The 22,479-nt window shown below is 44.1% G+C and carries 27 protein-coding genes and 1 pseudogene; 16 read left to right on the top strand and 12 right to left on the bottom strand.

Going from position 1 to position 22,479, the window contains the following annotated elements:
- Positions 1-82: 82 nt before the first annotated feature.
- The 3 genes from DMB44_RS04420 to DMB44_RS04430 all read right to left on the bottom strand — a co-directional run bounded on the left by DMB44_RS04420 (position 83) and on the right by DMB44_RS04430 (position 1,529).
- On the bottom strand, positions 83-328 hold the full coding sequence (locus DMB44_RS04420) for a hypothetical protein (protein ID WP_110641243.1): 246 nt from the start codon (positions 326-328) through the stop codon (positions 83-85).
- Positions 329-400: 72 nt separating this feature from the next.
- On the bottom strand, positions 401-799 hold the full coding sequence (locus tag DMB44_RS04425) for a hypothetical protein (RefSeq protein ID WP_110641245.1): 399 nt from the start codon (positions 797-799) through the stop codon (positions 401-403).
- Between the two features lie 319 nt (positions 800-1,118).
- On the bottom strand, positions 1,119-1,529 hold the full coding sequence (locus DMB44_RS04430; RefSeq protein WP_110641247.1) for a hypothetical protein: 411 nt from the start codon (positions 1,527-1,529) through the stop codon (positions 1,119-1,121).
- Positions 1,530-1,743: 214 nt separating this feature from the next.
- Here DMB44_RS04430 and DMB44_RS04435 point away from each other — a divergent pair, with 214 nt between their 5' ends.
- Positions 1,744-2,766: an IS4 family transposase gene (locus DMB44_RS04435; RefSeq protein WP_110641249.1), complete on the top strand. Its 1,023-nt coding sequence runs from the start codon at positions 1,744-1,746 to the stop codon at positions 2,764-2,766.
- Between the two features lie 384 nt (positions 2,767-3,150).
- On the opposite strand, the gene DMB44_RS04440 is transcribed toward DMB44_RS04435, so the two are convergent.
- Positions 3,151-3,966 carry a DUF929 domain-containing protein gene (locus DMB44_RS04440; RefSeq protein ID WP_110641251.1) on the bottom strand — a complete coding sequence of 272 codons (816 nt, stop codon included), beginning with the start codon at positions 3,964-3,966 and terminating at the stop codon, positions 3,151-3,153.
- A 12-nt stretch (positions 3,967-3,978) separates the two neighbouring features.
- Entirely contained in the window at positions 3,979-5,898 is a 1,920-nt protein-coding gene (locus DMB44_RS04445; protein ID WP_110641253.1) for a Hint domain-containing protein, read from the bottom strand.
- A 74-nt stretch (positions 5,899-5,972) separates the two neighbouring features.
- On the opposite strand from DMB44_RS04445, the gene DMB44_RS09295 reads away from it, so the two are divergent.
- The 4 genes from DMB44_RS09295 (at position 5,973) to DMB44_RS04460 (ending at position 8,660) form a co-directional block, all read left to right on the top strand.
- A complete protein-coding gene (locus DMB44_RS09295; RefSeq protein ID WP_153280151.1) occupies positions 5,973-6,218 on the top strand; it encodes a hypothetical protein in 246 nt (81 codons plus the stop codon).
- A gap of 247 nt (positions 6,219-6,465) precedes the next feature.
- Complete coding sequence (locus tag DMB44_RS04450; protein ID WP_110641255.1) at positions 6,466-6,822, top strand: hypothetical protein; 357 nt, start codon at positions 6,466-6,468, stop codon at positions 6,820-6,822.
- A gap of 99 nt (positions 6,823-6,921) precedes the next feature.
- On the top strand, positions 6,922-7,302 hold the full coding sequence (locus tag DMB44_RS04455; RefSeq protein WP_110641257.1) for a hypothetical protein: 381 nt from the start codon (positions 6,922-6,924) through the stop codon (positions 7,300-7,302).
- Positions 7,303-7,445: 143 nt separating this feature from the next.
- The gene (locus DMB44_RS04460) at positions 7,446-8,660 is read left to right on the top strand and encodes a hypothetical protein (RefSeq protein ID WP_110641259.1); all 1,215 of its coding nucleotides are present in this window, start codon (positions 7,446-7,448) and stop codon (positions 8,658-8,660) included.
- Positions 8,661-8,679: 19 nt separating this feature from the next.
- Here DMB44_RS04460 and DMB44_RS04465 read toward each other — a convergent pair.
- Positions 8,680-9,222, bottom strand: a pseudogene (locus tag DMB44_RS04465) (ISNCY family transposase); the annotation flags it as partial.
- Between the two features lie 579 nt (positions 9,223-9,801).
- Between DMB44_RS04465 and DMB44_RS09670 the strand changes: the two are divergent.
- A complete protein-coding gene (locus DMB44_RS09670) occupies positions 9,802-9,930 on the top strand; it encodes a hypothetical protein (protein WP_255414314.1) in 129 nt (42 codons plus the stop codon).
- Between the two features lie 84 nt (positions 9,931-10,014).
- On the top strand, positions 10,015-10,176 hold the full coding sequence (locus DMB44_RS09775; RefSeq protein ID WP_369907623.1) for a tyrosine-type recombinase/integrase: 162 nt from the start codon (positions 10,015-10,017) through the stop codon (positions 10,174-10,176).
- On the opposite strand, the gene DMB44_RS04480 is transcribed toward DMB44_RS09775, so the two are convergent.
- Complete coding sequence (locus DMB44_RS04480) at positions 10,115-10,477, bottom strand: MFS transporter (RefSeq protein ID WP_237265293.1); 363 nt, start codon at positions 10,475-10,477, stop codon at positions 10,115-10,117. The genes DMB44_RS09775 and DMB44_RS04480 overlap by 62 nt on opposite strands.
- A gap of 97 nt (positions 10,478-10,574) precedes the next feature.
- Between DMB44_RS04480 and DMB44_RS04485 the strand changes: the two genes are divergently transcribed.
- Together DMB44_RS04485 and DMB44_RS04490 are read left to right on the top strand one after the other, a co-directional pair.
- Positions 10,575-12,587, top strand: a complete 2,013-nt coding sequence (locus tag DMB44_RS04485) for a hydantoinase/oxoprolinase family protein (RefSeq protein ID WP_110641267.1) — start codon at positions 10,575-10,577, stop codon at positions 12,585-12,587.
- Positions 12,584-14,263, top strand: a complete 1,680-nt coding sequence (locus tag DMB44_RS04490; RefSeq protein WP_110641269.1) for a hydantoinase B/oxoprolinase family protein — start codon at positions 12,584-12,586, stop codon at positions 14,261-14,263. Before DMB44_RS04485 ends, DMB44_RS04490 begins: the two co-directional genes overlap by 4 nt.
- Here DMB44_RS04490 and DMB44_RS04495 read toward each other — a convergent pair.
- Complete coding sequence (locus DMB44_RS04495; protein WP_110641271.1) at positions 14,239-14,694, bottom strand: DUF5680 domain-containing protein; 456 nt, start codon at positions 14,692-14,694, stop codon at positions 14,239-14,241. The genes DMB44_RS04490 and DMB44_RS04495 overlap by 25 nt on opposite strands.
- A 120-nt stretch (positions 14,695-14,814) precedes the next feature.
- On the opposite strand from DMB44_RS04495, the gene DMB44_RS04500 reads away from it, so the two are divergent.
- Positions 14,815-15,159, top strand: a complete 345-nt coding sequence (locus tag DMB44_RS04500; protein WP_110641273.1) for a hypothetical protein — start codon at positions 14,815-14,817, stop codon at positions 15,157-15,159.
- 89 nt (positions 15,160-15,248) lie between these two features.
- Here the strand turns inward: DMB44_RS04500 and DMB44_RS09675 are convergent, their stop codons facing one another.
- A complete protein-coding gene (locus DMB44_RS09675) occupies positions 15,249-15,377 on the bottom strand; it encodes a hypothetical protein (RefSeq protein ID WP_255414302.1) in 129 nt (42 codons plus the stop codon).
- A 178-nt stretch (positions 15,378-15,555) separates the two neighbouring features.
- On the opposite strand from DMB44_RS09675, the gene DMB44_RS04505 reads away from it, so the two are divergent.
- Complete coding sequence (locus DMB44_RS04505; RefSeq protein ID WP_110641275.1) at positions 15,556-15,939, top strand: DUF302 domain-containing protein; 384 nt, start codon at positions 15,556-15,558, stop codon at positions 15,937-15,939.
- Between the two features lie 26 nt (positions 15,940-15,965).
- On the opposite strand, the gene sfsA is transcribed toward DMB44_RS04505, so the two are convergent.
- Positions 15,966-16,658, bottom strand: coding sequence for a DNA/RNA nuclease SfsA (sfsA, locus tag DMB44_RS04510; RefSeq protein WP_110641277.1), 693 nt, complete (start codon positions 16,656-16,658; stop codon positions 15,966-15,968).
- 87 nt (positions 16,659-16,745) lie between these two features.
- Here sfsA and DMB44_RS04515 point away from each other — a divergent pair, with 87 nt between their 5' ends.
- Positions 16,746-17,603: a mechanosensitive ion channel family protein gene (locus DMB44_RS04515; protein WP_110641279.1), complete on the top strand. Its 858-nt coding sequence runs from the start codon at positions 16,746-16,748 to the stop codon at positions 17,601-17,603.
- An 8-nt stretch (positions 17,604-17,611) separates the two neighbouring features.
- Here DMB44_RS04515 and DMB44_RS04520 read toward each other — a convergent pair whose 3' ends face one another.
- Both DMB44_RS04520 and DMB44_RS04525 read right to left on the bottom strand, forming a co-directional pair.
- Positions 17,612-18,013: a thioesterase family protein gene (locus DMB44_RS04520; RefSeq protein ID WP_110641281.1), complete on the bottom strand. Its 402-nt coding sequence runs from the start codon at positions 18,011-18,013 to the stop codon at positions 17,612-17,614.
- Positions 18,014-18,043: 30 nt separating this feature from the next.
- Positions 18,044-18,337: a hypothetical protein gene (locus DMB44_RS04525; protein WP_110641283.1), complete on the bottom strand. Its 294-nt coding sequence runs from the start codon at positions 18,335-18,337 to the stop codon at positions 18,044-18,046.
- Positions 18,338-18,519: 182 nt separating this feature from the next.
- Between DMB44_RS04525 and DMB44_RS04530 the strand changes: the two genes are divergently transcribed.
- The 4 genes from DMB44_RS04530 (at position 18,520) to DMB44_RS04545 (ending at position 22,470) form a co-directional block, all read left to right on the top strand.
- Entirely contained in the window at positions 18,520-20,616 is a 2,097-nt protein-coding gene (locus tag DMB44_RS04530) for a minichromosome maintenance protein MCM (RefSeq protein ID WP_110641284.1), read from the top strand.
- A gap of 5 nt (positions 20,617-20,621) precedes the next feature.
- Positions 20,622-20,915, top strand: a complete 294-nt coding sequence (locus tag DMB44_RS04535; RefSeq protein WP_237265302.1) for a DUF424 domain-containing protein — start codon at positions 20,622-20,624, stop codon at positions 20,913-20,915.
- Between the two features lie 8 nt (positions 20,916-20,923).
- The gene (locus DMB44_RS04540) at positions 20,924-21,589 is read left to right on the top strand and encodes a ubiquinone/menaquinone biosynthesis methyltransferase (protein ID WP_161952097.1); all 666 of its coding nucleotides are present in this window, start codon (positions 20,924-20,926) and stop codon (positions 21,587-21,589) included.
- Between the two features lie 86 nt (positions 21,590-21,675).
- Positions 21,676-22,470, top strand: coding sequence for a hypothetical protein (locus DMB44_RS04545; protein WP_110641290.1), 795 nt, complete (start codon positions 21,676-21,678; stop codon positions 22,468-22,470).
- The last annotated feature ends 9 nt before the right edge of the window (positions 22,471-22,479 follow it).

A 22,479-nucleotide genomic window follows, 5' to 3' on the forward strand; every position in this document is an offset into this window, starting at 1 on the left:
TCGAGGGTCTGTGAAATCTGGTGTCAATTGTGAAAGTGGTTCCCCGCAGAAGCCGTTCTGCCGTCGATTCGGCGAATGACGGTTAGATGTCAAAATCAATTCCTTTCCGGGCGCAGAGTTCCTTTCTCCTATATGTCCAGGACATTCCACATCCTTCACAGTACAGGCCGATCTTAACCCATTTACTCTTTATTCCGTTCCTGTCAAGGACGTAAATGCCCCTCAGGTAATATTCCTTGCAGTTGGGACATGCTTGGTATGTCTTCCCGGTGTATCCTCGTCCCTGCTGCTTCCGTTTTCCGACTTTCAGTTGCAGTCCCGGTTCCATGTCTCCCTATATGTGTACACGTTATAACCCTTGTGCTGTTTTGAATTGTAGCAACAACGGTTCATTTCAAAATTAGTCAAAATACGCACATCTACGCCCCTTGTAATACTTTTCTAAATCCCTATAATCGGGTGGTGAATAATGGTATAATCCCAATTCATACAGTTTTCCGAGGGATCTGTAGAAAGATGAGGAGAAGCTGTTTGATGGCCACTCATTGGTTCTTGCCTTTCCCAATGAGGATGCCCTTATCTTTCTCAAGATTGCCACCTCATCTGGAGGTATATTCTCTTCCTTCAGCCATTTCTCAAATTCCTGCTCCGTGCTTACCTTATCCACCTTCCCTGCACGTTTGGCAAGTTTCCTTCTGATGTCATCAATGGAAACAGCCGGATGCGCTGGATCCTTAGCCGCTAATTCCCATGCGGTTTGCAGTATCCCCCTTTCCATCTTTCCAAGTCCACAACTCATAGCTTCACCAGGTATAACATATAATTAATTTTGTCGTTAAGTGTTATACCAACGTTTGAAAAGGATCGGGTCTCACATCACATCTTTTCATGGATTGTGGCTATAATCAGTCTTCAATCTTCTTCGAACGTACACAATACCTGGAATTGACCGACGAATAATCCCTGCCGATCGGAAAGCTCGCCCTATGAATTCTAAATTGATGGGAGATAATATTTCCTTATTAGGACCCCATTGCTGGCAGTCTTTCACTACAGTAGTTTTTGTTTGGCAGTCGCTTTACATTCTCAGGGATCATTTATTCTTAACTTGGGGAACTTCACTTCTTTTTGTTGCCTGAGAATGCCGAGGCGAGTGCAGCCGCTCCCAAAAGCACGATCCCACTTTTTATTAACCTACCAGCAATAAATTTATGGCCGCAGGCATCCTCAATTGCCCCGATTATAACATCAAGAGCCCCAACGAAGGAGATACCAAAAACCGCGCCGACAAGATCTTCTACAGACTTAGTAATATCGGACCGAAGCTGAAGTTCTCCTGCTTGTTTAGCATATTTACAAACCTCTGCAAATTCTGGATCATTTCTAAGCTCGTCTGCTATAGCGGCTCTCCCAACCTGCTTCACGTATTGTTCTAATGACCCATATCTTGACCACTGCATCCCCTTATTAGAGAAATACCAAGTTACTGATTCCGGACTGCTCATCTCTGAACCTTTGTTTATCTTCATATGGAACATAAATAAACCGATCGATGAACGACTTCCATTCTACAATTTAAGTTAACTTTTATCCCAAAAGATAACAAGGTCTATAACCCTAGGTTATTCTATTTCAATGTAAACTTTAACTTTGTTGGGTTTTCCGTTTAAACAATCTAGTTTCCAATACTTAAGTTTTTGTCTGACAGTCGTCATATTTATCCTATGATGTAATTAATAGTCTATGATCGATGTTGTCAGGAAGATCCTCAAAAAACCATGTGAAAACGTGTCTGCTATTACAGAAGTGGATCTGTATTCAAAGAAGATAAATTTCCTGGAACATGCAATGCTTCTGGTGCAATCCGCAATATCCCATGAGGATCTCACTGACATTTCCATGGACAATCATGTGAGCAAGTCACAGATATCAAAGCTTGATACCAGAAGACCTTACCAGGTCTTCTTAGAATTATTCTACGATCTGATATATCCATACATAATGGCGCATAACTATGCTATGTACAGGAGATTCCTCAACATAATAGGCATTGACTCCACATTCATCCGCACAGCAATAAAGGAATCCGGGAAATACAGGCGACAGAAGACAGAGAGTGGCATAAAGATGCATCATGCTGCCGTAGTTTTTCCATTCACATTACCGATTGAATCACTGGTAACGCCGGCTAACCTGAATGATTCACCAGGATTCGATGAAATCATTGGAAGCATTGATCCCGATCTCCTGAAAGGATCGATACTGACGTTCGATCTCGGCTATTATGATCTTGATCGATTCATGGATCTCAAGAGCAGGAAAATAAGGTTCGTTACAAGAATAAAGAAGAATGCCAGTTATGAGGTTGTAAAGAAATATGCACATTCCAGGATTGTAAGGTTCCGCAATGGAGTGATCCTTAGACTGGTGAGCATTTACGTTGATGGAGAGCAGAAAGATTATCTCACAGACATAATGGATCTTCCTGACTTCTACATCCACTGTATATATTCACAAAGATGGAATATAGAGATATTCTTCCGCACGATGAAATCATATCTCAGGATAGATCATCTCATATCCAGGAATGTAAACGGCATCCTGATACAGATATTCTCCGCACTGATAGCATATGTCATTCTGAGAATGATACAGGATATGATCTCCTGCAGAATGGGCATTCCAGACTTGATAAGGATGATCAGGCATGGGATCGTTCTGCCTTTCAGGAAATCTGCAAAAGGCGGTTATCCAGTTAATATATAACTGAAATTGAACAGCCGGGTCTTCCCCCGAGGGAAGACCCTTACTCCTCGATTCAAGAGCATATTATGATCAGCATTCCAAGAAATAAGCTTTTCCATGGATTTTCTATGGATTGGAAATGACGGGTACTAACTTAAGAAACGGACCGCAATATTAAGTTCCGGAAACATGACATGAAAGTGGAAAATGCCAAGTAAAATCATTTATATATTGGAAACTACTAAATTAAAGATTTTTTAGGAAGAACAACGTAAAATGTTCTGCCATCCTGGGTCAAGCCTGAGTACGATTTGTAGCCCACCCATATTGGAGTCAGTGCTGGCATAACTTCAGTCTCAATCTTCATAGTCAAATATAAGTAGTGCCTATTTTAATTTAATCCATTCATTGTATTGATAAATTAAGCGCCTCAGAAAATGCATTCGTCTCATTTCGTATAACTTGTATCGAAGAATAATTACTTTCCAGATAGGACGGGGAAAAACCATCTACTAATTGAGGACTAAAATATGGGCCGTTAATCAAGTAAGTTCCATTTGTTCCAGAGTATATGCATATAGAATTTATGTGTGCAGGGGCACCAATGAAGGCACTTGGTTTTTCATAGCCCAAAATAGGAACTTTTGTCGTGTAGTCAATCGCAGTTTGGTATATTCCTCCTGACACATCGTTTTGGAGCTCTTGAAGACCTGTTTCGATTAGATTCTTTGCCAAAATTGGAGTTCCAGAAACCGTTGCATTCATATACTGGTTATAGAGGTAGACTGGGTAAAATTTCACTGTATGTCCGTAAGCACTGAAGGTGAATGGACTAAATATTAGTCCTGGAGTATTGGGAAAAACATCATTCGGATCTGACCTGTGGGTCGACACGCTCTTATTCAAATCTGTATATTTGCTTAGCATCCCATAGATGCCCCAAGAATAAGCTGCACCTATTGGACAGCCGTACCAGGATATAAGAAAAATCCCATCCTGATAAGAAGAGAACAGATCGGTGTTAGATACTTTGACAAATTTCCCGGATGGTATGTCTTCAAGAATAATTGGTCCAGGGCTATTTTCTGCACTCTGGTGATAGTAAACGAAATACGACAGCGTGACCGTTACAACCAATGCTGTCAGAACCACTGAAAGAACTCTCAGCCATATTCTAAAGTGCTTACTTAAAAAATAATTAAAAAATTTTTTTGTTTTCATTTACAGCTGGATCTAAGCTAGTTTCTTGTCCAAAAGCACACCGTTCGCTATGTAATCATTGAAAACTGCTGTGTGACCTCCATCTGTGAATTGCCTTGCTGTGACGACATCGTATACAGTGTAGTTTCCATTATGCAAGGTTATGCTCGTTACCGGAATCCATGTGTTGTTTGCAGGATCAAAAACACTCATTCCATAGTTCACTTCTCCTAGAACCAACCATTCCGTTGTGCCATTAGCTAGCTTAACATAGACCGGTTGATCCCCCATCCCTGATATGTATATTTGGTTGTTCAGCTCCAGCACGTTTGAAACATTTGTTTCCGTTACACTCGAAACGGTTGACTGTATAAGACTACCATTTGAAGTATCATATGACAGGGTCTTCATTCCTGGTCGTAGATCCTGTACCGGGATTTGTGTTCCGTTAGCCAGAGTGATCTCTGTTCCTTTTAAAACACAGCCTCCGCCGCCTCCACCACCCGATCCTCCTGAACCAGAACTTACCTGATAGGCATATACTTCGACCCCCAACATTGGCACACTTCCGGTGTAACCATTGGTCAGGTAATATTGAGAACCTGACAAAATTACATAAGTGTTGATATCGTAATTGGTTGGCGCGTCATATTGCACCATTCCATTGGATGAGGAAAAACCACTACCAAACTGCAATGTACCGAAAAGGAGTCCCACCACTGAGAGAGCCACTCCAACCGGGGGGGCAATAAATGCCAGCAGAATTGCACCCAGACCTATTCCAAAGCTAATCCACGAACTGTCAGTGCTTGTATATTGCTCAACCAGTGCTTGTGAAGAAATCTGGTAATACTGTGATCCGATGTTACCGATGCCCTGTCCTGGTTGCCCGCTAGTTTCTTGCTGCCAGGTATTTAGGCCTTCTATGTTGCTTATGGAATCCGTTATTCCAAATGCCGTACTGCTTTGGATATCACTTGAGGATCCTACGAGTTGCACGTTGACTATTCCTACATCATAGAAATATTCATCCATTGGATAAGCTCCATAACAATCTACATACCATAGAGAATAGTTGGCGCCTTCCACTGACGCGTTGATGTAAGCGTAACCTGTGGAACCAGTGCTATAAGAATAGACCATCTCACCTGATTGGAAACTGTAAACGCTGCCTGAACTGGTCGAATATCCTGATCCGCCGGCATTGTACTGAGCACTTGAAGTGCTTCCAGGATTCAACGCAAATCCCACGTTGTAATTTAAAGTTGTCGAGGCACTTGCACTAATATAAGCTTCAGCGTTACCGTATATGTAGGCGAATGTCACTGGTATTTGTGTTATTGGTGTATAGTTTGCATAATCCTGTTCCCAATAAAAGTAAGCTCCATCGGGAATTATCGTTGGCAATGTGGAACTGTCAGTTACCACACTGGCTTGTGCCTGAGCGGCAGGCTTGCCAGTTGGAATCAGTCTGTGGCGTTTATCAAGCGGCATATGGATGGTAGCTCGGAAAGACTGCCCGTTTGAAATTTGTGCCATCGACATGTTTACAGACCCGATTGACAGAAATGTTCCATTTGAATCATGGTAAGTTATCAATAACAACAAGTCAGGATGGCTGGCGGAATTTAACATGGCGCCCTGATATTCCACCCATTTGTTTACAAGGTTCCTAACTGGTGTTAGGTTCGTGACCGAAGCATATCCTCCTTCGTTTGTGTTAACTACGAATAGGTTTTCGGTCCCATATCCTTCATCAGGTGGCTTATACATAATTCCCTGCACCGAAGCATTTACTAGGGGAAAACCTTGTCCATCAAATACCTGGACACCTATAGACTGTGCCTGCTTAAATGGGCCAACACCCTCCAATGCCATACCAGTAAGGGAAATGGCAAATGCAGATGTAACAACTATTGAGGCAATTATCACACTTTTTGCCTTATCAACCATTATAACAAAACAATATAACAAATATTTAATCTTTTCTTCTCTGTTTAACAAATATCCCTCAATCCGATGATCAGTTGATTGTTTCACAATTTCTGCACCCTAACCGTCAGTTCAGTGACCTCACCACCCTCGTTGCCCCCGGCATTGAGGACTACATAAAAAGCGTCACAAATTCGACGATTGACCCATATATGCGCATGAAGAGAAACAGGAGCAGAACGTTCTGGGAATTTGATGTATATTCTGATCTTGACATAGAGGATCTGGAACTACTGTTTGACGCCGCGTCCTCGGAGAGTGATGGCAAGAAACCTACATAGTCTTCGGATCCGCTGGGATGGCTTCTCAATGAGGCAAATACGGTAAGCCCTCTAACAACTAAACGTAAAACCCGCCTAGGTCAAAGCAATGAAGACAACGCAGTACTTATGTGAGCTATCATCTCCATCCGGACAAAAGGTGTCATGAAAGATCAGAGACGTCGAGCTGGATTCAATAGGCCCTACGGCGAAGGACTACGAACAGGGGGTATGGAATGTCCTGGGATCCCTGTCCAGAATCACCAACGTGGACGAGATAATGCTGCACCTCAGGAGATACAGCGGCACCCTTGGGGATTATTCTGCATTCAACTCGATCCTTATAGCCACACAGAACCCCGATGCGACCATTGTCAGGTCAAGGGATGAATGGAAATATTTCGGCAGGACCGTTGGTGAGAACGCAAAACCCATCAGCATCCTGTATCCTGTTGGAGTACCCAGAAGGGACAGCCTGGGAAGGGTGAAGAAGTTCATTGAGGACAGAAAGGCAGAGGGATTGAGCGACGAGGCCATAGATCAGCTTGTCATGGAGAAGTTCAACCTTCAGGGCGGAGGCACTGCATTTGTCTTCTCCTTCGGCAAAGTATATGACATCTCTTAGACATCGCAGATACCGGGAAAGGAGAAACCTGTCGAGGAGGATGTCAAGGCCACTACCCTGTATAATACTTTGAAAAAGATTGCTAAAGACCATTATACCGTGGAAGAGGAAACAATAACGAATGGCGCACGTGGATACACAGCCCACTCTGGTGAAGGTCAGAAGATTGTCGTCATGAAGATACCAGGAGAGGATGTGAATGTTCTTCACACCCTTATACATGAGATGTCACATGCAAGGTTGGAGCATCTTTACAGGAAGGAGCTTCCAAGAGGCCTTGCAGAGAGTGAAGCTGAGTTGTCCACTTATCTTGTTGGCGCACACTTCGGATTTGACTTCAGGGAAGACTCAGCAGCATATATCAAGGGATGGCTGGACAATGCCAGATCACAGGGCAAGGATCTTGGAAAGGAGAACCTGGATCGTGTATTGAACAATGCAAGATGGCTGATTAATGAGATAAATGGGAACTTTACTTAATAAAAATGCAATGGGGGGTTGTCAATAAAAGTTCTAAAAGAAGAAATGTAAGCAATTTCAATTAGACTTTTTCCCTGACCCAATTTTGCATTAGAATTAAAAATTCATAGAAAATAATAAGAAACAAAGTGTGTTACTATATTGTGTTTTCCAAGGTCATAGCATTGATAGTTGTTTTGACAGTTGCGACTGCAGGGACTGGTTTGGCAGTAGCCTATCATGATGGTTTATTTTCATCAAACAATAGCCCTGAAACGCCTTTATCTGCTAAGCTACCGTCGAGCAACAATACATCAAGTTCGCAATCCAATAATACTAATTCTAGTACAAATAACCATAAAAAAGACAACGTAATTGTTAACAGCATTCAATCTTATTTTACGATATCAGATACTCAAGGAGTTAATGTTAACTTTTTAGAAATATATCATGGTTTTGGAATGATGGCTGGGAATTCGACCCAAGTAAATCTCAGCATAACAAACAATAATTTCTTCAATATAACATTAAATCACATTAATATTCAAAGTGACGGGTTCGATATAGAAAATGTTGCTCCTTTGCTTCCTACTTTCTTAAATTCATATTCTTCTAGAAATATTACCTTACAAATTTTTGCTCAAAGTGGAATGAAGTCTTTTAATGGAAGCGTTCAAATCTATATTTTAGGAAATCGAACAACAAATATCAATGTATCTAATATCTCTATCAAGGAATTTGTAAATGACAATTTGAACAATTCAACCTCTATTCAAATAGTGCACCTTGCCGGTTTTAATTCAAGATCAGGCTCGACCACAGATTATAATTTCACGGTTTATGACAACAACACTTATGCAATAAATGTTACACAAATATCAACTTATACCCCGGGGTTTTCTATTTACTCTACTTATCCACATTTACCGTTTGTTATAATGCCTAACAAGAATAGAACGCTAACTATGAATATCACTATTTCCGAAGATATGGCTGGATACCACTCAAATATAACGGTTAAAACGAATTCTACCTCAACCATAAATGTAACAATTACTTCGATAAAACCATATTTTGAAAACGATGCTTTTTTTGGCGTGCCTTCTATATTTGGCACTATTAAATCAAATGGTGAAGCGGGAGATAATCTTACTATTCAAATTGGCCTCACGAAATCTTACGGAAATTGCGCTGAGATATCTGGATTTAAATCTAGTACATCTGGTTTTACGGTCATTTCAGCAGGTCCATTCGGAGGAACGCTTCCATATTCCATATCAAATGAAGGAATCTGGTTCGTAATCAACATTCACGTTTCGAATTACATGGCAGGTTATACTGGTACAATTAGCATAGGTATAGATGATAATCAATGTTGACGGACTCTGGGACATAAGCCTATCCATTAACAAGCATCAGGTTGTGCAGCAACCCTTTGCAGAATCCTGACGTCTCAATACGATCTTTTCTCTTCTGGAATATCATTTGCCCTGTTGTTTTCTTGTCTGCAGAGAATCCTGCTTCAGAATTGCTTCTTCTGAAGTATTCCCTCAGATATGCAATGGGATCATTCATGAATCTTCTGATAATATCTCTCCAACGTTTGGGTCCCCTTATCCTGGAATTCTTCTTTGGAATAATGAATATTCTGGTATTTTCAGAGAAATCATCAAGTATGCTCTGTCCCGAGTAATATCTGTCCAGTCTTATGCTGTCAAGATCTATTCTCAGCCTCTGTATCATGTCAAGAGATTTCGAGTAAGCATCCTTCTCCGATCTGAGAGAAACGGCATAGCCAATGTACATGCGTGTGTTGAGATCCATTAAGGCGAATGAATAGACGAACTGCCCTTTCTTGACAGATTCCCCATGGTTCTCCCTCATTGATCTGTAATGCTTTGTTACTGCGAGCGAATAACCGGTTCCGTCACCCACAGCATCACATTTCGAAATCATCATAAATTCATGATCTAAAATTTATTCCATAGGACACTAATATTATTCTCCGACCGATCTGTTATAGAGGGTATCTTTAATCGTAACTCTTGTAAGGTGATTTAAGGCATAATTGTGAAATTTTTACCGGTTCACAAATTGTAATTAAGTTTAACTTAGGCCAAGGTTATGGCATGTCAAAATGTTATATTTTGTCATGTCATCGGAAAGGGCCCTCGAGCGAGGTATATAAAGAGGGAAAAAGATCTCTTTTCCATTGTCGATGCCAATTGTAAGCAATATATTTAAGACATAACATATTGTCATGTTATGCCTTTGCCTATCCCAAAGAGCATGATGATCCAGTCATCACTAAGGAATCTCTCAATTGATTTTTTCGCCGATGGGGAAGTCAATACTATTCTGAATGAGATTAACATGAAAATTGAAAGCGACAGGAGAAGATCTTCCTATCATAAGAGATATCTTCTCCTGGCAAGCTTTCTGTAACGCACGTGAGGAAGGATTGATGAGGTTCTTCTCATCCGGTCTGCCGACATAAACCTATCAACAAATTCAGTCAGGATGAAGACGCTGAAGCAGGGGATGGACAAGAAAACCGGACTGAAGAAGGAGAAGTACAGGATAATACCGCTCCATCCGGTATTAAGAGATATGTACATACAGTATCCCATTGAGATGAACCTGAACTAGAAGTCCGAAGATCTTCTGTTTCACATGAGGAGATAGGTTGCTGATCTCTATTTCAAGAAGCTCCAAGAGAAGGTTGGAATCAGGATCCACGCGCACAAGTTCAGACACATATTCGCGGTGAAGGCCATAATGGATCAGATCTCTCTAAATGTGCTGCAACAATGGTTAGGGTATTCCTCTGTCTTCACGACATCCATATACACCCAGATAACGAGATGGACGCGTAGCCAGGTATCACACCGGTGAAGCCAGTTGAAAGACCGGATATGAGCAGCGTGATCAGAAGCATGTTTTTCCTCCCTATGCGATCACCGTAGTGCCCAAATACAAAGGCTCCCAGAGGCCTCAGGAGAAAACCCAGCGCAAACGTCAGCAGCGTCAGCAGTATTGACACGGCTCTGGAAACCGCTGGATAGAACACGGAGGAGATATATATTGCACCTGATGAGAAGATGAAGATACCGTACCACTCCAGTATGGTTCCGGCCATTGAAGCTCCGATTATCTCATGCGGCGTATTTTTATGTTCCACCTTCGGTTCGATCATGATCAAATATCATGTCATACGATGTATATCTATGTTATTCAGATCAAGCGTCTGTCCAGCGGAGTAAATATTTATAGAAACTGAAGATCCACACCGCATGAACGAAGCCCCTCTCTATATAGGTGTGGATATAGGTGGTACTTTCACTGATATAGTCATATTCGACTCAAAGTCAAATCGGATAAATATTCTTAAGACACCCAGCACACCGTCAAACCCGGAGAAGGCAGTCATAGACGGTCTCCTTTCCATGCATTTGGATCCAGAAAAGGTGAGGATGATAAACCATGCGAGCACGGTTGCAACCAACGCACTCCTCACCAGAACAGGCCTGACACCTTCCGCACTGATAACTAACAGGGGTTTCATCGACATCCTTGAGATTGGGAGGCAGAGGCGAGCCGAGATCTACAATCTCGATTTCCAGAGGCCGGATCCGCTCATAGCTAGAAGATACCGCTTTGGAGTTTCCGGACGGATAGACAGCTCTGGTAGGGTCATTGAAGATCTGAATGAAGAAGAGATATTAAGGATAAGGAAGAAGATTGAAGACTCGGGACTGAAAGGTGTGGCCATATCGCTGATCAATTCCTATCTGAATCCAGTCCATGAGGATAGGATAAAGGAGATCTTCAGCGATTTTGATGGCTACGTCTTCGCCTCTCATGAGGTAGATCCGCAGTATAGGGAATATGAGAGAACAAGCACAACCGTTGTGAACACCGTTCTCTCTGGCATCGTCTCCTCATACCTGCGAAGGTTTCGCGAGGGATTGAAAAACGCTGGCTTCAGATCCGAGATATACATGATGGGATCAAATGGAGGGCTGAGCGCCATAGATTACGCAGAGAGATTACCCATATCCGTCATAGAATCCGGACCGTCTGCCGGAGTTATAGCATCAGCGAATTTCAGCAGGCTCCTTGGAGATGGGAAGGTCATAACATTCGATATGGGTGGGACGACTGCAAAGGCAGGAGTGGTTATCTCAGGGAGACCGGATCTGGCGTACGAATTCGAGGCGGCCGGAAAAACGCACAGCGGGAGATCCATCAAGGGAAGCGGCTATGCCGTGAGGTTCCCGTTCATCGATCTGGCTGAGGTTAGCGCCGGTGGAGGGACGATCGCGTGGATCGATGAAGCTGGATCTCTGCGTGTCGGCCCGAAGAGTGCCGGATCAGATCCAGGTCCGGCGGCATATAACAGAGGGGGGAAGGACCCCACGGTGACGGATGCAGATATAATTCTGGGCCGGCTCAATCCCCATCATCTGCTTGGCGGAAATATGAAAATATACAGGGATCTTGCCGAAAACGCGTTGAGCGTGAAGATCGCGAGGCCTCTGGGAATTGACACGATCGATGCGGCATCTGGCATAATCCGCATGATAAACAACGCCATGTCCAGAGCCATATCCATAGTGAGTGTTGAGAGGGGAAGAGACCCGCGTGGTTTCGTAATGTATGCATATGGAGGTGCAGGACCGCTGCATGCGGCAGAACTTGCAGCCGACCTTGGAATCGGTGAGATCATGGTTCCATCACATCCCGGTCTTTTCTCGGCCTATGGACTTCTGTCGGTGGATATGGTCAGAGATGTATCAATACCTTTCGTACCTAATTCAGACATTGGAAGCGCCTTCCAATCGCTTGAGAGGATCTCCATTGATAACATGGAAAAGGAGGGGCTTCACGATCCATTGATTGAACGATTCCTAGATATCAGGTATGTAGGCCAGTCCTATGAAATAACTGTACCATACTCTGAGAATTATGAGGAAACGTTCAGAACGGAATATCGAAGGATCTACGGTTATGTCTCTTCAGATCCTCTGGAGATCGTCAGTCTCAGGATCAGGCTCACGATCAGGATGCCTAAGATCGGGCTCATAGAGCCAGAGAAAACGACTGACCAAGAGATCGTGGAGAGATCCGTCTATATTTCCGGAAAAATGCTAGATACGCCAGTCATGAGGTGGTCAACGGGACATGAAGGTTTCAGCGGCGGTGGGCCGTTCATAATAGAGGGCTATGATTCAACCATATTTGTACCGCCTGGCTGGAAATTCAAATTTGACCGATATCTCAACGTGAGGATGGTGAGATCATGACAGATATGTTTACCAAACAGATAATAGCCAGCTCGCTCTATTACGCCAGCGAGGAGATGGGCATCGCTCTTAGAAACTCTGCATATTCGCCCAACATAAAGGAGAGGATGGATCACTCAGCCGCACTGTTTGATGAGAACGGATCACTCCTGGCTCAGGCAGAACACATACCGGTGCATCTGGGATCGCTACCATGGGGGCTGAAGAACACACTCAAATATCTGTCAGATCATCACATAGACCTCAAGGAGGGCGATTCCGTCGTGGTGAACAACCCATATATATCTGGAACGCACCTCAACGACGTGACGGTCATCAGGCCAATATTCTACAGGGACGAGATAGTCGCATATTCTGCCAATAAGGCTCATCATTCTGATATAGGTGGAAAACTTCCAGGAAGCATAAACTTCGACGGCAGAACAATATTCGAAGAGGGAATAATACTTGATCCGGTATTTCTGATGAGAAATGATAGGTTCAACGAGGATCTCATATCAATTTTTTCATCGAATTCAAGAAATCCGTATGAACGCATCGGAGACATAAAGGCACAGGTTGCTGCAAATTACACTGGGGAGAGAAGGGTTCTGGAGATAATAGAAAGAAATGGCCTGGACGCCTTCAGGGAAGCAAGGTCATACTATCTGGAATATGCGGATCAACTGGCCAGAAGCAGAATGTCCGAGATACCGCATGGAACATATACTGCTGAGGACTATCTTGAAAAACCAGATGGAACCGATATAAGACTGAGGGTGACCATTAGAGTTTCCGGAGATCGTATAGGCGTGGATTACACTGGGACAGATGAGCAGGTTGATGTCCCGCTGAATGCAGTGCTTGGTGTAACCATATCTGGCGTATACTATGTGTTTCGAACGCTAATGGGATCAGATATGCCTGTTAACGATGGGACTTTCAGATTCCTCGACATCCATGTTCCTGACCGAACCGTGCTAAACCCCGTCTTCCCCGCACCCGTATCAGGCGGTAACGTTGAAACTAGCCAGAGAAATGCCGATCTAATATATCTTGCCCTGAGCAAGGCAATACCGGATCGTGTTCCTGCCGCATCTGGAGGTTCCATGAACAACATAATGATGGGTGGATTTCATAACGGAAGATCATGGGCATTCTACGAAACCATAGGGGTCGGGCTTGGTGGAAAGCTTGGCAAAGACGGCACGGATGGAATACATGCAAACATGACGAATACCATGAACACACCCATAGAGGAGATAGAGAGGACGATGCCTCTGATCATGAAGCGATATGAATTCAGGCAGAACAGTGCGGGCCTCGGAAAATTCAGGGGAGGGAGCGGAATAGTAAGATCATTCATGGTAAGCGATGGTGAGATCATCGTCACGGTGCTTTCAGAGAGGGAGAGACACAGACCCTGGGGGCTTCAGGGTGGCCTACCCGGTGCACCAACGGAGGTGAGGGTTTTCACCAGAGGAAGGTGGAGGAAGGGCAGCACAAAGGCCACATACTATCTAAAGCAGGGCGATATCATAGAGATCAGAACTGCGGGTGGCGGTGGATACGGTAGACCGCATGATCGTGATAGGGAAAAGATTGAAGCGGATATCGCCTCAGGGCTGATAACCAGAGGATACATTGAGAGAACCATAAGGTCCGTAGATCATCATAATATCTCACCGCCTGAATAATGCAATTCGTATACGGTCTCTCCATCTATATCTATATGCTCATACCCGATGAAATGATTTATATCGCCGGAGAAATCATTGCCATAAATATATACGCCCTGATCGCAGTACTTTGGCCCCCTGAACGGTGCCTCCCTTTGCACCAGAGACAGGCATTTTTTCAGAAAGGAATAGAGAGCGCCTACATCCTGATAATCCTCTAGTACTGCACCAGAATATACCATACCCCATACTGGCTTGCATGCATCAAACACCGTTTCAATTCCATTGAACGCCAGATCACCAAAATACACGTCTACATACTCATAATGGCCTTCAGCGTAATGCATTTCCTTGGAACCCGGTATTCTAACTGAGGTCTTTCCCTTGCCGGACGCATACGTTTCCTTCTTTGCTTTCACAACGAAATCGATGAGATCTTCTTCCCCCATACCAGTGTATACCGCCTTATGTAATAACCGTTTCAGCGAATCCAGATACAATAATGAAGGGTGTATTGCCCACCACCGGGGAAATGATACATATTTATCGGATAATAAATTTATAGTATCATGGAAGTCCTTGATGACCTCTGCAGAAAGATCCTCATACACATATACAAATACGGTCCAGACAGTCCAAAATACATGGCACATAGATTGCTCGGCGCAAGTGGCTGGGCACCCACATATGATCAGGTAAAGCTGAAGGAAGCCTGCAAGAAGATGGAGAGCATGAAACTTCTGACCGTGTTCAACGGCCCACTGAAAAGATCACCCACGTCATCTGTGAAACCGTGGATAAAGATAAAGGCAAGGGAAGTCAATTATAAGCCTGCTGGCATCTACTACGATCTCACCAGAGAAGGCAAGAAAATAGCATCGCAACTCTACAAGGAGAACAGAGAAGAAGAATAGCGATAGCCGAACCAGAATCCCGCCTGAAATATCATGCATCGTATATTCTCGTGATCTACTCCTCAGCTGAAGCTTCGGAGCTTCCTGCTTCAACGATCAAACTCGATCCCCCTACTGCCAGATCGCAGTTTCCCGTCATTGGAAACTTTCTTTCGGACCACGTCTGGAAGAAGGGTTACGGAGGTTGCGATCTCCACAGGCGTGTATTCGGATCTCATCGATCCCACTCAAGTATCATCCACTTGTTTATCGTGAATGATACAAAAGAATATGGTAAGACCATCTATAACTATTTCCATTGAGGGAAGTCCGTGTATCTCCTGTCCGAAGAAGGAGAATTACTGTTCTCCCAAACTCCTAACTTTTTTATAAAATACATCGTTTATCGTGATTGATATGGAGGAATATGTGGATATTGTGAGCAGATACACGTTTGATGAAACAGTTTCCGCTTTAGACCGCATTATCCGTGATCGAAATCTGATCAGATTTGCGGTCTTTGATCACCGGATGAATGCCGAGAATATCGGCTTGCAGATGAATAACTGCATCGTCTTCGTCTTCGGCAATCCAGCCATAGGCACGATAATGATGCAAAGAGATCCGTCTCTTGGGATCGAACTGCCATCCAAAATTCTGATATACGAGCTGGATCATAAGACCCATGTGAGATTCAGGCCTTTAAGCTGGAAATTCGATGATACTGCAGCGACGGAAGCCATGAATAAGCTGAATTCTGTTGTTGAAGCAATAGCGAGAGAATGCGCCGGTATGAAATGACACCTGGCCTGATCAGTCCCCGACGATCATACCCTAGAGTAATGATGCAATGCATCGTGGCACATCATAATTTCACCGGCATACTTGAGAAATCTACCGTCAAAACTGAATTTCAGGAACTTTGATTCCACCCTGCTTGGAACGATCTCCATAAACTTTTTTGAAAAATCAGGATCGGTGGAAAAATTTGGATAGAAGCATTTCACATCGTCCCTCATTATGAGAAAGAGTATATGCGATCCATATCCTGATTTAGCCAGACTCTCAAGAGTCTCTAAATGCTCAAGACCACGTCTGGTAGGCGCATCTGGAAACATCGCGATTCCATCTACATTCAGGGTACATCCCTTGACCTCTACATATTCATCATCGTATCTGAAATCAATCCTCTTCCTTCCCACTTTAACCTCTGGTATTGCACCTTCTGGTAGAAAATGCCTCGCAATTTCAGAATGGATCCCGGAGTCAACAAGCACCATATTGCCCCGGTCAGAAGCAAATTCTATACGCCAGCTCATTCCAGATCCTTCTGCCTTTCTGATGAGAACCTCAGATCCAGGATATATGAGATCCAGAAGCCTGCCCGGATCATGGAGATGCGCCATGTGAATCTCACCGTTCAAATCAATGCGTACTGCAAACCTATTTACTCTCTCAATGACTCTGGCCCCCATAAGGTTGTCAAAGCGCCTCACTGGAAAGCCAATAGGCCTCTTCATGAAAATATCTGTTTTCAGATCATCACCTTAGCGGAACGTTCTTTCAATCCGAATAAAAATATTAAGCATGCTGTCATCCGCTAATAGATGGACGGTAAGAATCTCCGTGATGCCGTATTGATCGTTTTCATCATACTTGTCATATCGATAGCGCTGTTCATAATCAAGCCGTCAGTGGATTTCCTCATAAAAACGTACATCAGCGAACTGGCGCCTTACACAGAATATGTGAACGGAGCAATAGCAGCCATATTCGTCGGTGGAGGAGGCGTCCTTATACTCCATATCGTGAGGAAAAACATCGACAGGTACTTTTCAAAGAAGATGAACAGATCTGCACAGAACCTCATAGAGCTCATCGTGTCCTTCTTCATGTACGCTGTGATCCTAGCCATAATACTGACATCTCTGGGCATAAATCTGACAGGCGCACTTGTTGGCGGATCGGTTGGAGCCCTCATAATAGGTATAGCATTGCAGGGAATCTTTTCAAGCATCTTCTCCGGATTCGCTGTTACATCGGGCGGAGCCCTAAAGCCGGGTGATGTTGTGAACATGCAGTCATGGTTGTTCTCCGGTCCGATCACCGGCGAGGTCATGAAGATCTCCTATCTGTTCTCGGATATAAGAACGCAGAACGACAATATAATAAAGATACCCAACTCAGCCTTCTTTGGCAACACTGTATTCGAAAACCTTGGAAAATATGATCGCTTCTCATACAGGCTTCAGGTATCGCTACCATCGGATGTTTCCATATCGAAGATCGAGGAGAAACTCGGACTGCCTCAGGATGATACAAGATGGTATTTCACTGGATCGAACGGCAGTACGAATACGTTCACCGTAATGATGACCATGAAAGACATAACCGACATCAATGAGGCCATAGATAAGATAAACAGGGCATTCAATGATGCTTACTGGAAGGCAAAAACTGGATGAATATCACCCTACGTCCCTATCTCAGTCAGCATGTCCTTCAGGAAATTAGGAACTCTGGCGGGCTTCCCATCCTTTATAAACACATTGACGGTCTTTCCCCTGCTGTATACGTTTCCGTTCTTGTCTTCAATGCTGTAGCTGAAGTCGAAGCTTGTGTTTCCAATCCTTGATATCCATGTTCTTACGTATACCTCGTCTCCAAAGTGAACGGATCTTTCAAAGTCGATCTCAGCCCTTGCTATCACAATATTTACTGTGACTGGTTCTTCCGCCATGAAAAATTTTTTCATATAGTTGAGTCGGCCTATCTCGAAGTAAGTCAGAAACCTGGCGTTATTAACATGCCCCAGCAGATCGATATCGTCGTATCGAATCTGGATCGGAGTAACGTCCACATATTCTGAGACCATAAAGAAGCAATAACGTCTGATCTTTAATATTTATTTTGAACTTTTTTCCTTTGCCTTCTGCGTTTTCTTTTCCACTGCAGGCGAACTCTCTGATCTCTGAGAGACAGCATCGGACACAGCCTTCAGATCGTCACGTAGCTTTTCCACCTGCGCTTCTAGCATGCGTGCCATCTCATCTGGCAGATCGCTCAATTTCTTATCCATCTCAGCGTAATACTCCTTCAGGAGCGACGCGTCAGACATGGCTTCAAGCTTCTTCTGTATTTCATCTATTTTGCTGGATATTTCAGTCAGTTTATCCATTACATCCTTTTTGAATGACACGATGTAAGAAACCTAGTACATATTTAAATTTTGGGATCGTGGAATTCAGCGATATGATAATGTATGACATAATAAAAATTGTTACATATTATCGTCTGTATGGCGATGAGGCGCAATGTCTGAAAATGTGTGACTCAAGGCGATCAAAACGCATAAGTATTTATGACTCCATACGTAGTTGAATGATATCATCGGAAGTTTCTGTGGACAGGGTTAAGGATCTGTGGAGGGATTTCTTCAGATCATATGGATATTCCGACGAGATAAACAGGATCCACCAGGAATATCCAGAGGTTAGGACCCTGTATGTATCGTTCAAGGATCTGGAGGACTTCAACTGGCAGTTTGCCGGATCGATACTCGTTTCGCCAGAAATATACCTGAAGGCAGGTGAGGAGGTTATACTGCAGGATTACCTGCTCGACAGGGTAACTCAGAGATTCAACATCTTCAACCTGAGGCTCAAGGATCTGGAGGAGAAGAACGTTGCATACCGCATACGCGATATCAGGAGCGCCAACATAGGGACGCTCATAAGCGTATCAGGGATAGTCAGGAAGAACACAGAAGTCTTTCCAAAGCTCAAGAACGCCGCATTTGAATGCAGCAACTGCCATGGGCTAACGTACGTTGATCAGACCGAGAACAGGCTCAGCGAGCCTCAAATATGCGAGCACTGCGGCCTTTCAAAGGTAAAGGACAAAATATTCTTCAAGTTGAGGCCAAACCTTTCTGAATTCATAGACGTACAGAAGGTTGAGATACAGGAGGATCCCGAGACCCTGGAAGGTGGATCACAGCCTCAGCGTATAACCATCATAACTGAGGATGATCTTGCTGGCCTGCTTTTTCCTGGAAACCGTGTCGTGGTGGATGGAATACTGAAGACTGAACAGCGCAGGCAAGGGAATATACCGCTGACAGAATTCTTCACCTATCTCTATGCCGTCAACATAAGGAAGGATGTAAAGGAGCTTGAGAGCGTGAAGATAACCGAGGAAGACAAGAAGAAGATCATTGAAATCTCGAAGAAGCCGGACATAATAAACGTAATATCAAGATCCATAGCGCCTACGATTCACGGTCTGGACATGGTAAAGATGGCGCTTGCCCTTCAGATGTTCGGCGGCGTGCGCAAGGTTATGAAGGATGGGACCACGATGCGTGGAGATATACATATACTCATGGTCGGAGATCCAGGTACAGCAAAATCACAGCTGCTGAAATACATGGCCGAGGTCTCACCCAGAGGCATATTCACATTCGGGCGCGGTTCGAGTGCTGCAGGTCTGACTGCAGCTGCTGTCAGAGATGAATTTGGCGAGGGAAGATGGACGCTGGAAGCTGGCGCACTTGTTCTGGCAGATAACGGCTTCGTAGCCATCGATGAGCTTGACAAGATGGACGAACATGATACTGCGGCGATGCACGAGGCAATGGAGCAGCAAACTGTGACCATATCCAAGGCAGGGATAATGGCAACGCTCAAGGCACGTGCCTCGGTTCTGGCTGCGGCGAATCCCAAGTTCGGAAGATACGATCTCAACAGGAATCTGGCGGAACAGATAAATTTTCCACTGCCCCTACTATCAAGGTTCGATGTGATATTCAAGATGGTAGATCAGCCGAACAAGGACAATGACAGCAGGCTGGCCGAGCACGTTCTCAAAGCGCACAGGATCGGCGAAATATACAGGAGCATAGAACACAGCGATACCGATGTGGAGATTGATGAGCGCGGGTTCGAGCCAGAAATAGATAAGGATACCCTGAGAAAGTATGTGGCATACGCAAGGAATAATATATTCCCTAGGCTCAGTGATGAGGCAATAGCAATTCTTCAGGATCAGTACGTTAAGACGAGGAGCATGACGCATGATGCGATACCCATAACAGTCAGACAGCTGGAATCAACTGTCAGGCTTGCTGAAGCTGCAGCAAGGGCAAGGCTTTCAACCATAGTCACCGTTGAGGATGCCCTGCTTGCCAAGAGGATCGTGGACTACTATCTAATGGACGTATCAATGGACAATGGAAAGATGGATATCGACATCATATATACAGGTGCAAGCTCCAAGCAGAGGAATGATATGGAGACAGTACTGGACATCATAAAGCAGATAAAGGCAGAAAAGGGCGTGGCCGAAGTATCCGATGTGATAAACACCGCCATGAGCAGGGGCATGCAGCAGAAGAAGGCGGAGGAAGCGCTGCTCAAGCTCAAAAATGCAGGCCAGATATTCGAGAGATCCTATGGAAAGATAGATGTGATAAGTTGAAGATCGTGATGAAGATCAGCGAGGTACGCGGTGAGGTTTTACTTGCGGCGGCCGATGCTGATATCCTCGGAAAGAAATTCAGGGAGAAGAACCTGCATATAGAGATCTACCCGTCTTTCTATGGAGAGGTAAGGGTCACCGATGAGATGTTTCTATCATCACTCAATATGTGCACCATAGCTAACCTCGTTGGCGAATACACGATTGGGTTGGCCATAGATGCCGGATTCATAGACCGAGAGAACATACTGTATATACAGAAGATCCCGTATGCACAGTATGCCAAGATATTCCAGTGATGGCGATGATGGCAAAGCATCAGGCGGTCAAGAAGATATTTGATGAAATATCAACCAAGTACGATCTTATCGATACAATAATAAGCCTGGGCCTGGATCAGCACTGGAGAAAGGTGCTCGTGAAGCATCTTGATCTCAGCAATGATCTGAGGTGCCTCGACTGTGGCGCTGGAAGCGGAAAGGTGACTGAGATGATATACTTTCAGTGCCATGGTTGTGACGTAACTGCATTGGACATAACGGACAGCATGTTCAACAGGGAGCTGAAAAAATATGTGAGATTTGTTGTATCCCCGGCAGAGAGACTGCCATTCGAGGATTCATCATTCGACAGGGTCTCATCCGCCTTCCTGACAAGAAATCTGGCTGATATAGATAGATATTTCTCAGAGGTCTACAGGGTTCTGAAGCGCGGTGGCATCTTCGTCAACATGGATATTTATAATCCAACCAGACCTGTGATATCTGAGCTCTTTGGAATCTACTTTTATAGATTTGTTCCCTTCCTGGGAAACAGGGCGACTGGATCAAAGAATTACACATATCTTGCCAATACTGTCAGGTATTTTCACCGTCCGGAAGTCATAACGCAGAAGCTTGTGGAAAAGGGATTTTCAGTACAGTCCATCGATCTCTTTTTCGGTGCGGTTTATCTTCATGTGGCGACTAAATGAGAAACGACGATTGATCATGGACTTTAATTGATGTTCATATAATATAAGCATAAATGCTTATATATTGTGCATATATCACATTATTAATGATTAAGAATATCAATATCGATGGAAGATCCTCAGGCAGATCCACATCGAGGAATTTCGTGATGGTCCACTATTCATCCGATCACATATCCACATTCGATATACAGAGGGCATTTTCACCCAGCATAATCAGACATGAGCTGATATATCTGGACAGGCTGCAACTACCGCAAGATCTTTCGGCTATCATCAGCAGATACCGTCTTCGCTTTAGGGATGATGGAAGCGTGATCCGACTCGTTTCTGACGTACCCCTTGTGTTCTTCATTGCACTCTTTCAGGTCTATTATTCTTCACGTAATATAATAACCCTTTCTCACAATGAAGACTGGATGAAATCCGTGACCCTGGCTTCCAATATGCTGGACAAGCGTCTCGAAATAATCGATGATTGCTCGAACAACGATCAGATACTGAGAAGAGCTATAGAGACCGGATCAAACATAATCGATCCGGTCATGCCAAATGCCAATGCACTCTATTTTAGATCCATAGGTTCGATAATCGAGAGACCGGAAGCATCCATAAGAAATATCATATTCGATTCTGGCGTTCCCGATTCGATCATACCGGTTCTCTCAACCACCATAGGGTCCGGAGGTTGCACAATAGCTGCGGAGGGCACCCCAGATCCGGCAAAGATCCCAATCGCGGCAGGCACGATGTATGTGGACGGATTCATGATCGACGGTAATTACATAACAGATCCGGCTGTTGTCAGTGCAATAAGATACGGCAGGGTATCCATAAGGCATGACTTAGTTTCTGGAATAATAGCGGAACGTGATGCATGATGAGGCCAT

Source organism: Thermoplasma sp. Kam2015 (genome assembly GCF_003205235.1).
GTDB lineage: Archaea > Thermoplasmatota > Thermoplasmata > Thermoplasmatales > Thermoplasmataceae > Thermoplasma.

Excerpts from the sequence above, each read along its gene's own strand:
- DMB44_RS04420 (WP_110641243.1), bottom strand. The coding sequence starts at position 328 with ATGGAACCGGGACTGCAACTGAAAGTCGGAAAACGGAAGCAGCAGGGA.
- DMB44_RS04425 (WP_110641245.1), bottom strand. The coding sequence starts at position 799 with ATGAGTTGTGGACTTGGAAAGATGGAAAGGGGGATACTGCAAACCGCA.
- DMB44_RS04430 (WP_110641247.1), bottom strand. The coding sequence starts at position 1,529 with ATGAAGATAAACAAAGGTTCAGAGATGAGCAGTCCGGAATCAGTAACT.
- DMB44_RS04435 (WP_110641249.1), top strand. The coding sequence starts at position 1,744 with ATGATCGATGTTGTCAGGAAGATCCTCAAAAAACCATGTGAAAACGTG.
- DMB44_RS04440 (WP_110641251.1), bottom strand. The coding sequence starts at position 3,966 with ATGAAAACAAAAAAATTTTTTAATTATTTTTTAAGTAAGCACTTTAGA.
- DMB44_RS04445 (WP_110641253.1), bottom strand. The coding sequence starts at position 5,898 with ATGGTTGATAAGGCAAAAAGTGTGATAATTGCCTCAATAGTTGTTACA.
- DMB44_RS09670 (WP_255414314.1), top strand. The coding sequence starts at position 9,802 with ATGAAGACGCTGAAGCAGGGGATGGACAAGAAAACCGGACTGAAGAAG.
- DMB44_RS04480 (WP_237265293.1), bottom strand. The coding sequence starts at position 10,477 with ATGATCGAACCGAAGGTGGAACATAAAAATACGCCGCATGAGATAATC.
- DMB44_RS04485 (WP_110641267.1), top strand. The coding sequence starts at position 10,575 with ATGAACGAAGCCCCTCTCTATATAGGTGTGGATATAGGTGGTACTTTC.
- DMB44_RS04490 (WP_110641269.1), top strand. The coding sequence starts at position 12,584 with ATGACAGATATGTTTACCAAACAGATAATAGCCAGCTCGCTCTATTAC.
- DMB44_RS04495 (WP_110641271.1), bottom strand. The coding sequence starts at position 14,694 with ATGGGGGAAGAAGATCTCATCGATTTCGTTGTGAAAGCAAAGAAGGAA.
- DMB44_RS04500 (WP_110641273.1), top strand. The coding sequence starts at position 14,815 with ATGGAAGTCCTTGATGACCTCTGCAGAAAGATCCTCATACACATATAC.
- DMB44_RS09675 (WP_255414302.1), bottom strand. The coding sequence starts at position 15,377 with ATGAGATCCGAATACACGCCTGTGGAGATCGCAACCTCCGTAACCCTT.
- DMB44_RS04505 (WP_110641275.1), top strand. The coding sequence starts at position 15,556 with ATGGAGGAATATGTGGATATTGTGAGCAGATACACGTTTGATGAAACA.
- sfsA (WP_110641277.1), bottom strand. The coding sequence starts at position 16,658 with ATGAAGAGGCCTATTGGCTTTCCAGTGAGGCGCTTTGACAACCTTATG.
- DMB44_RS04515 (WP_110641279.1), top strand. The coding sequence starts at position 16,746 with ATGGACGGTAAGAATCTCCGTGATGCCGTATTGATCGTTTTCATCATA.
- DMB44_RS04520 (WP_110641281.1), bottom strand. The coding sequence starts at position 18,013 with ATGGTCTCAGAATATGTGGACGTTACTCCGATCCAGATTCGATACGAC.
- DMB44_RS04530 (WP_110641284.1), top strand. The coding sequence starts at position 18,520 with ATGATATCATCGGAAGTTTCTGTGGACAGGGTTAAGGATCTGTGGAGG.
- DMB44_RS04540 (WP_161952097.1), top strand. The coding sequence starts at position 20,924 with ATGGCAAAGCATCAGGCGGTCAAGAAGATATTTGATGAAATATCAACC.
- DMB44_RS04545 (WP_110641290.1), top strand. The coding sequence starts at position 21,676 with ATGATTAAGAATATCAATATCGATGGAAGATCCTCAGGCAGATCCACA.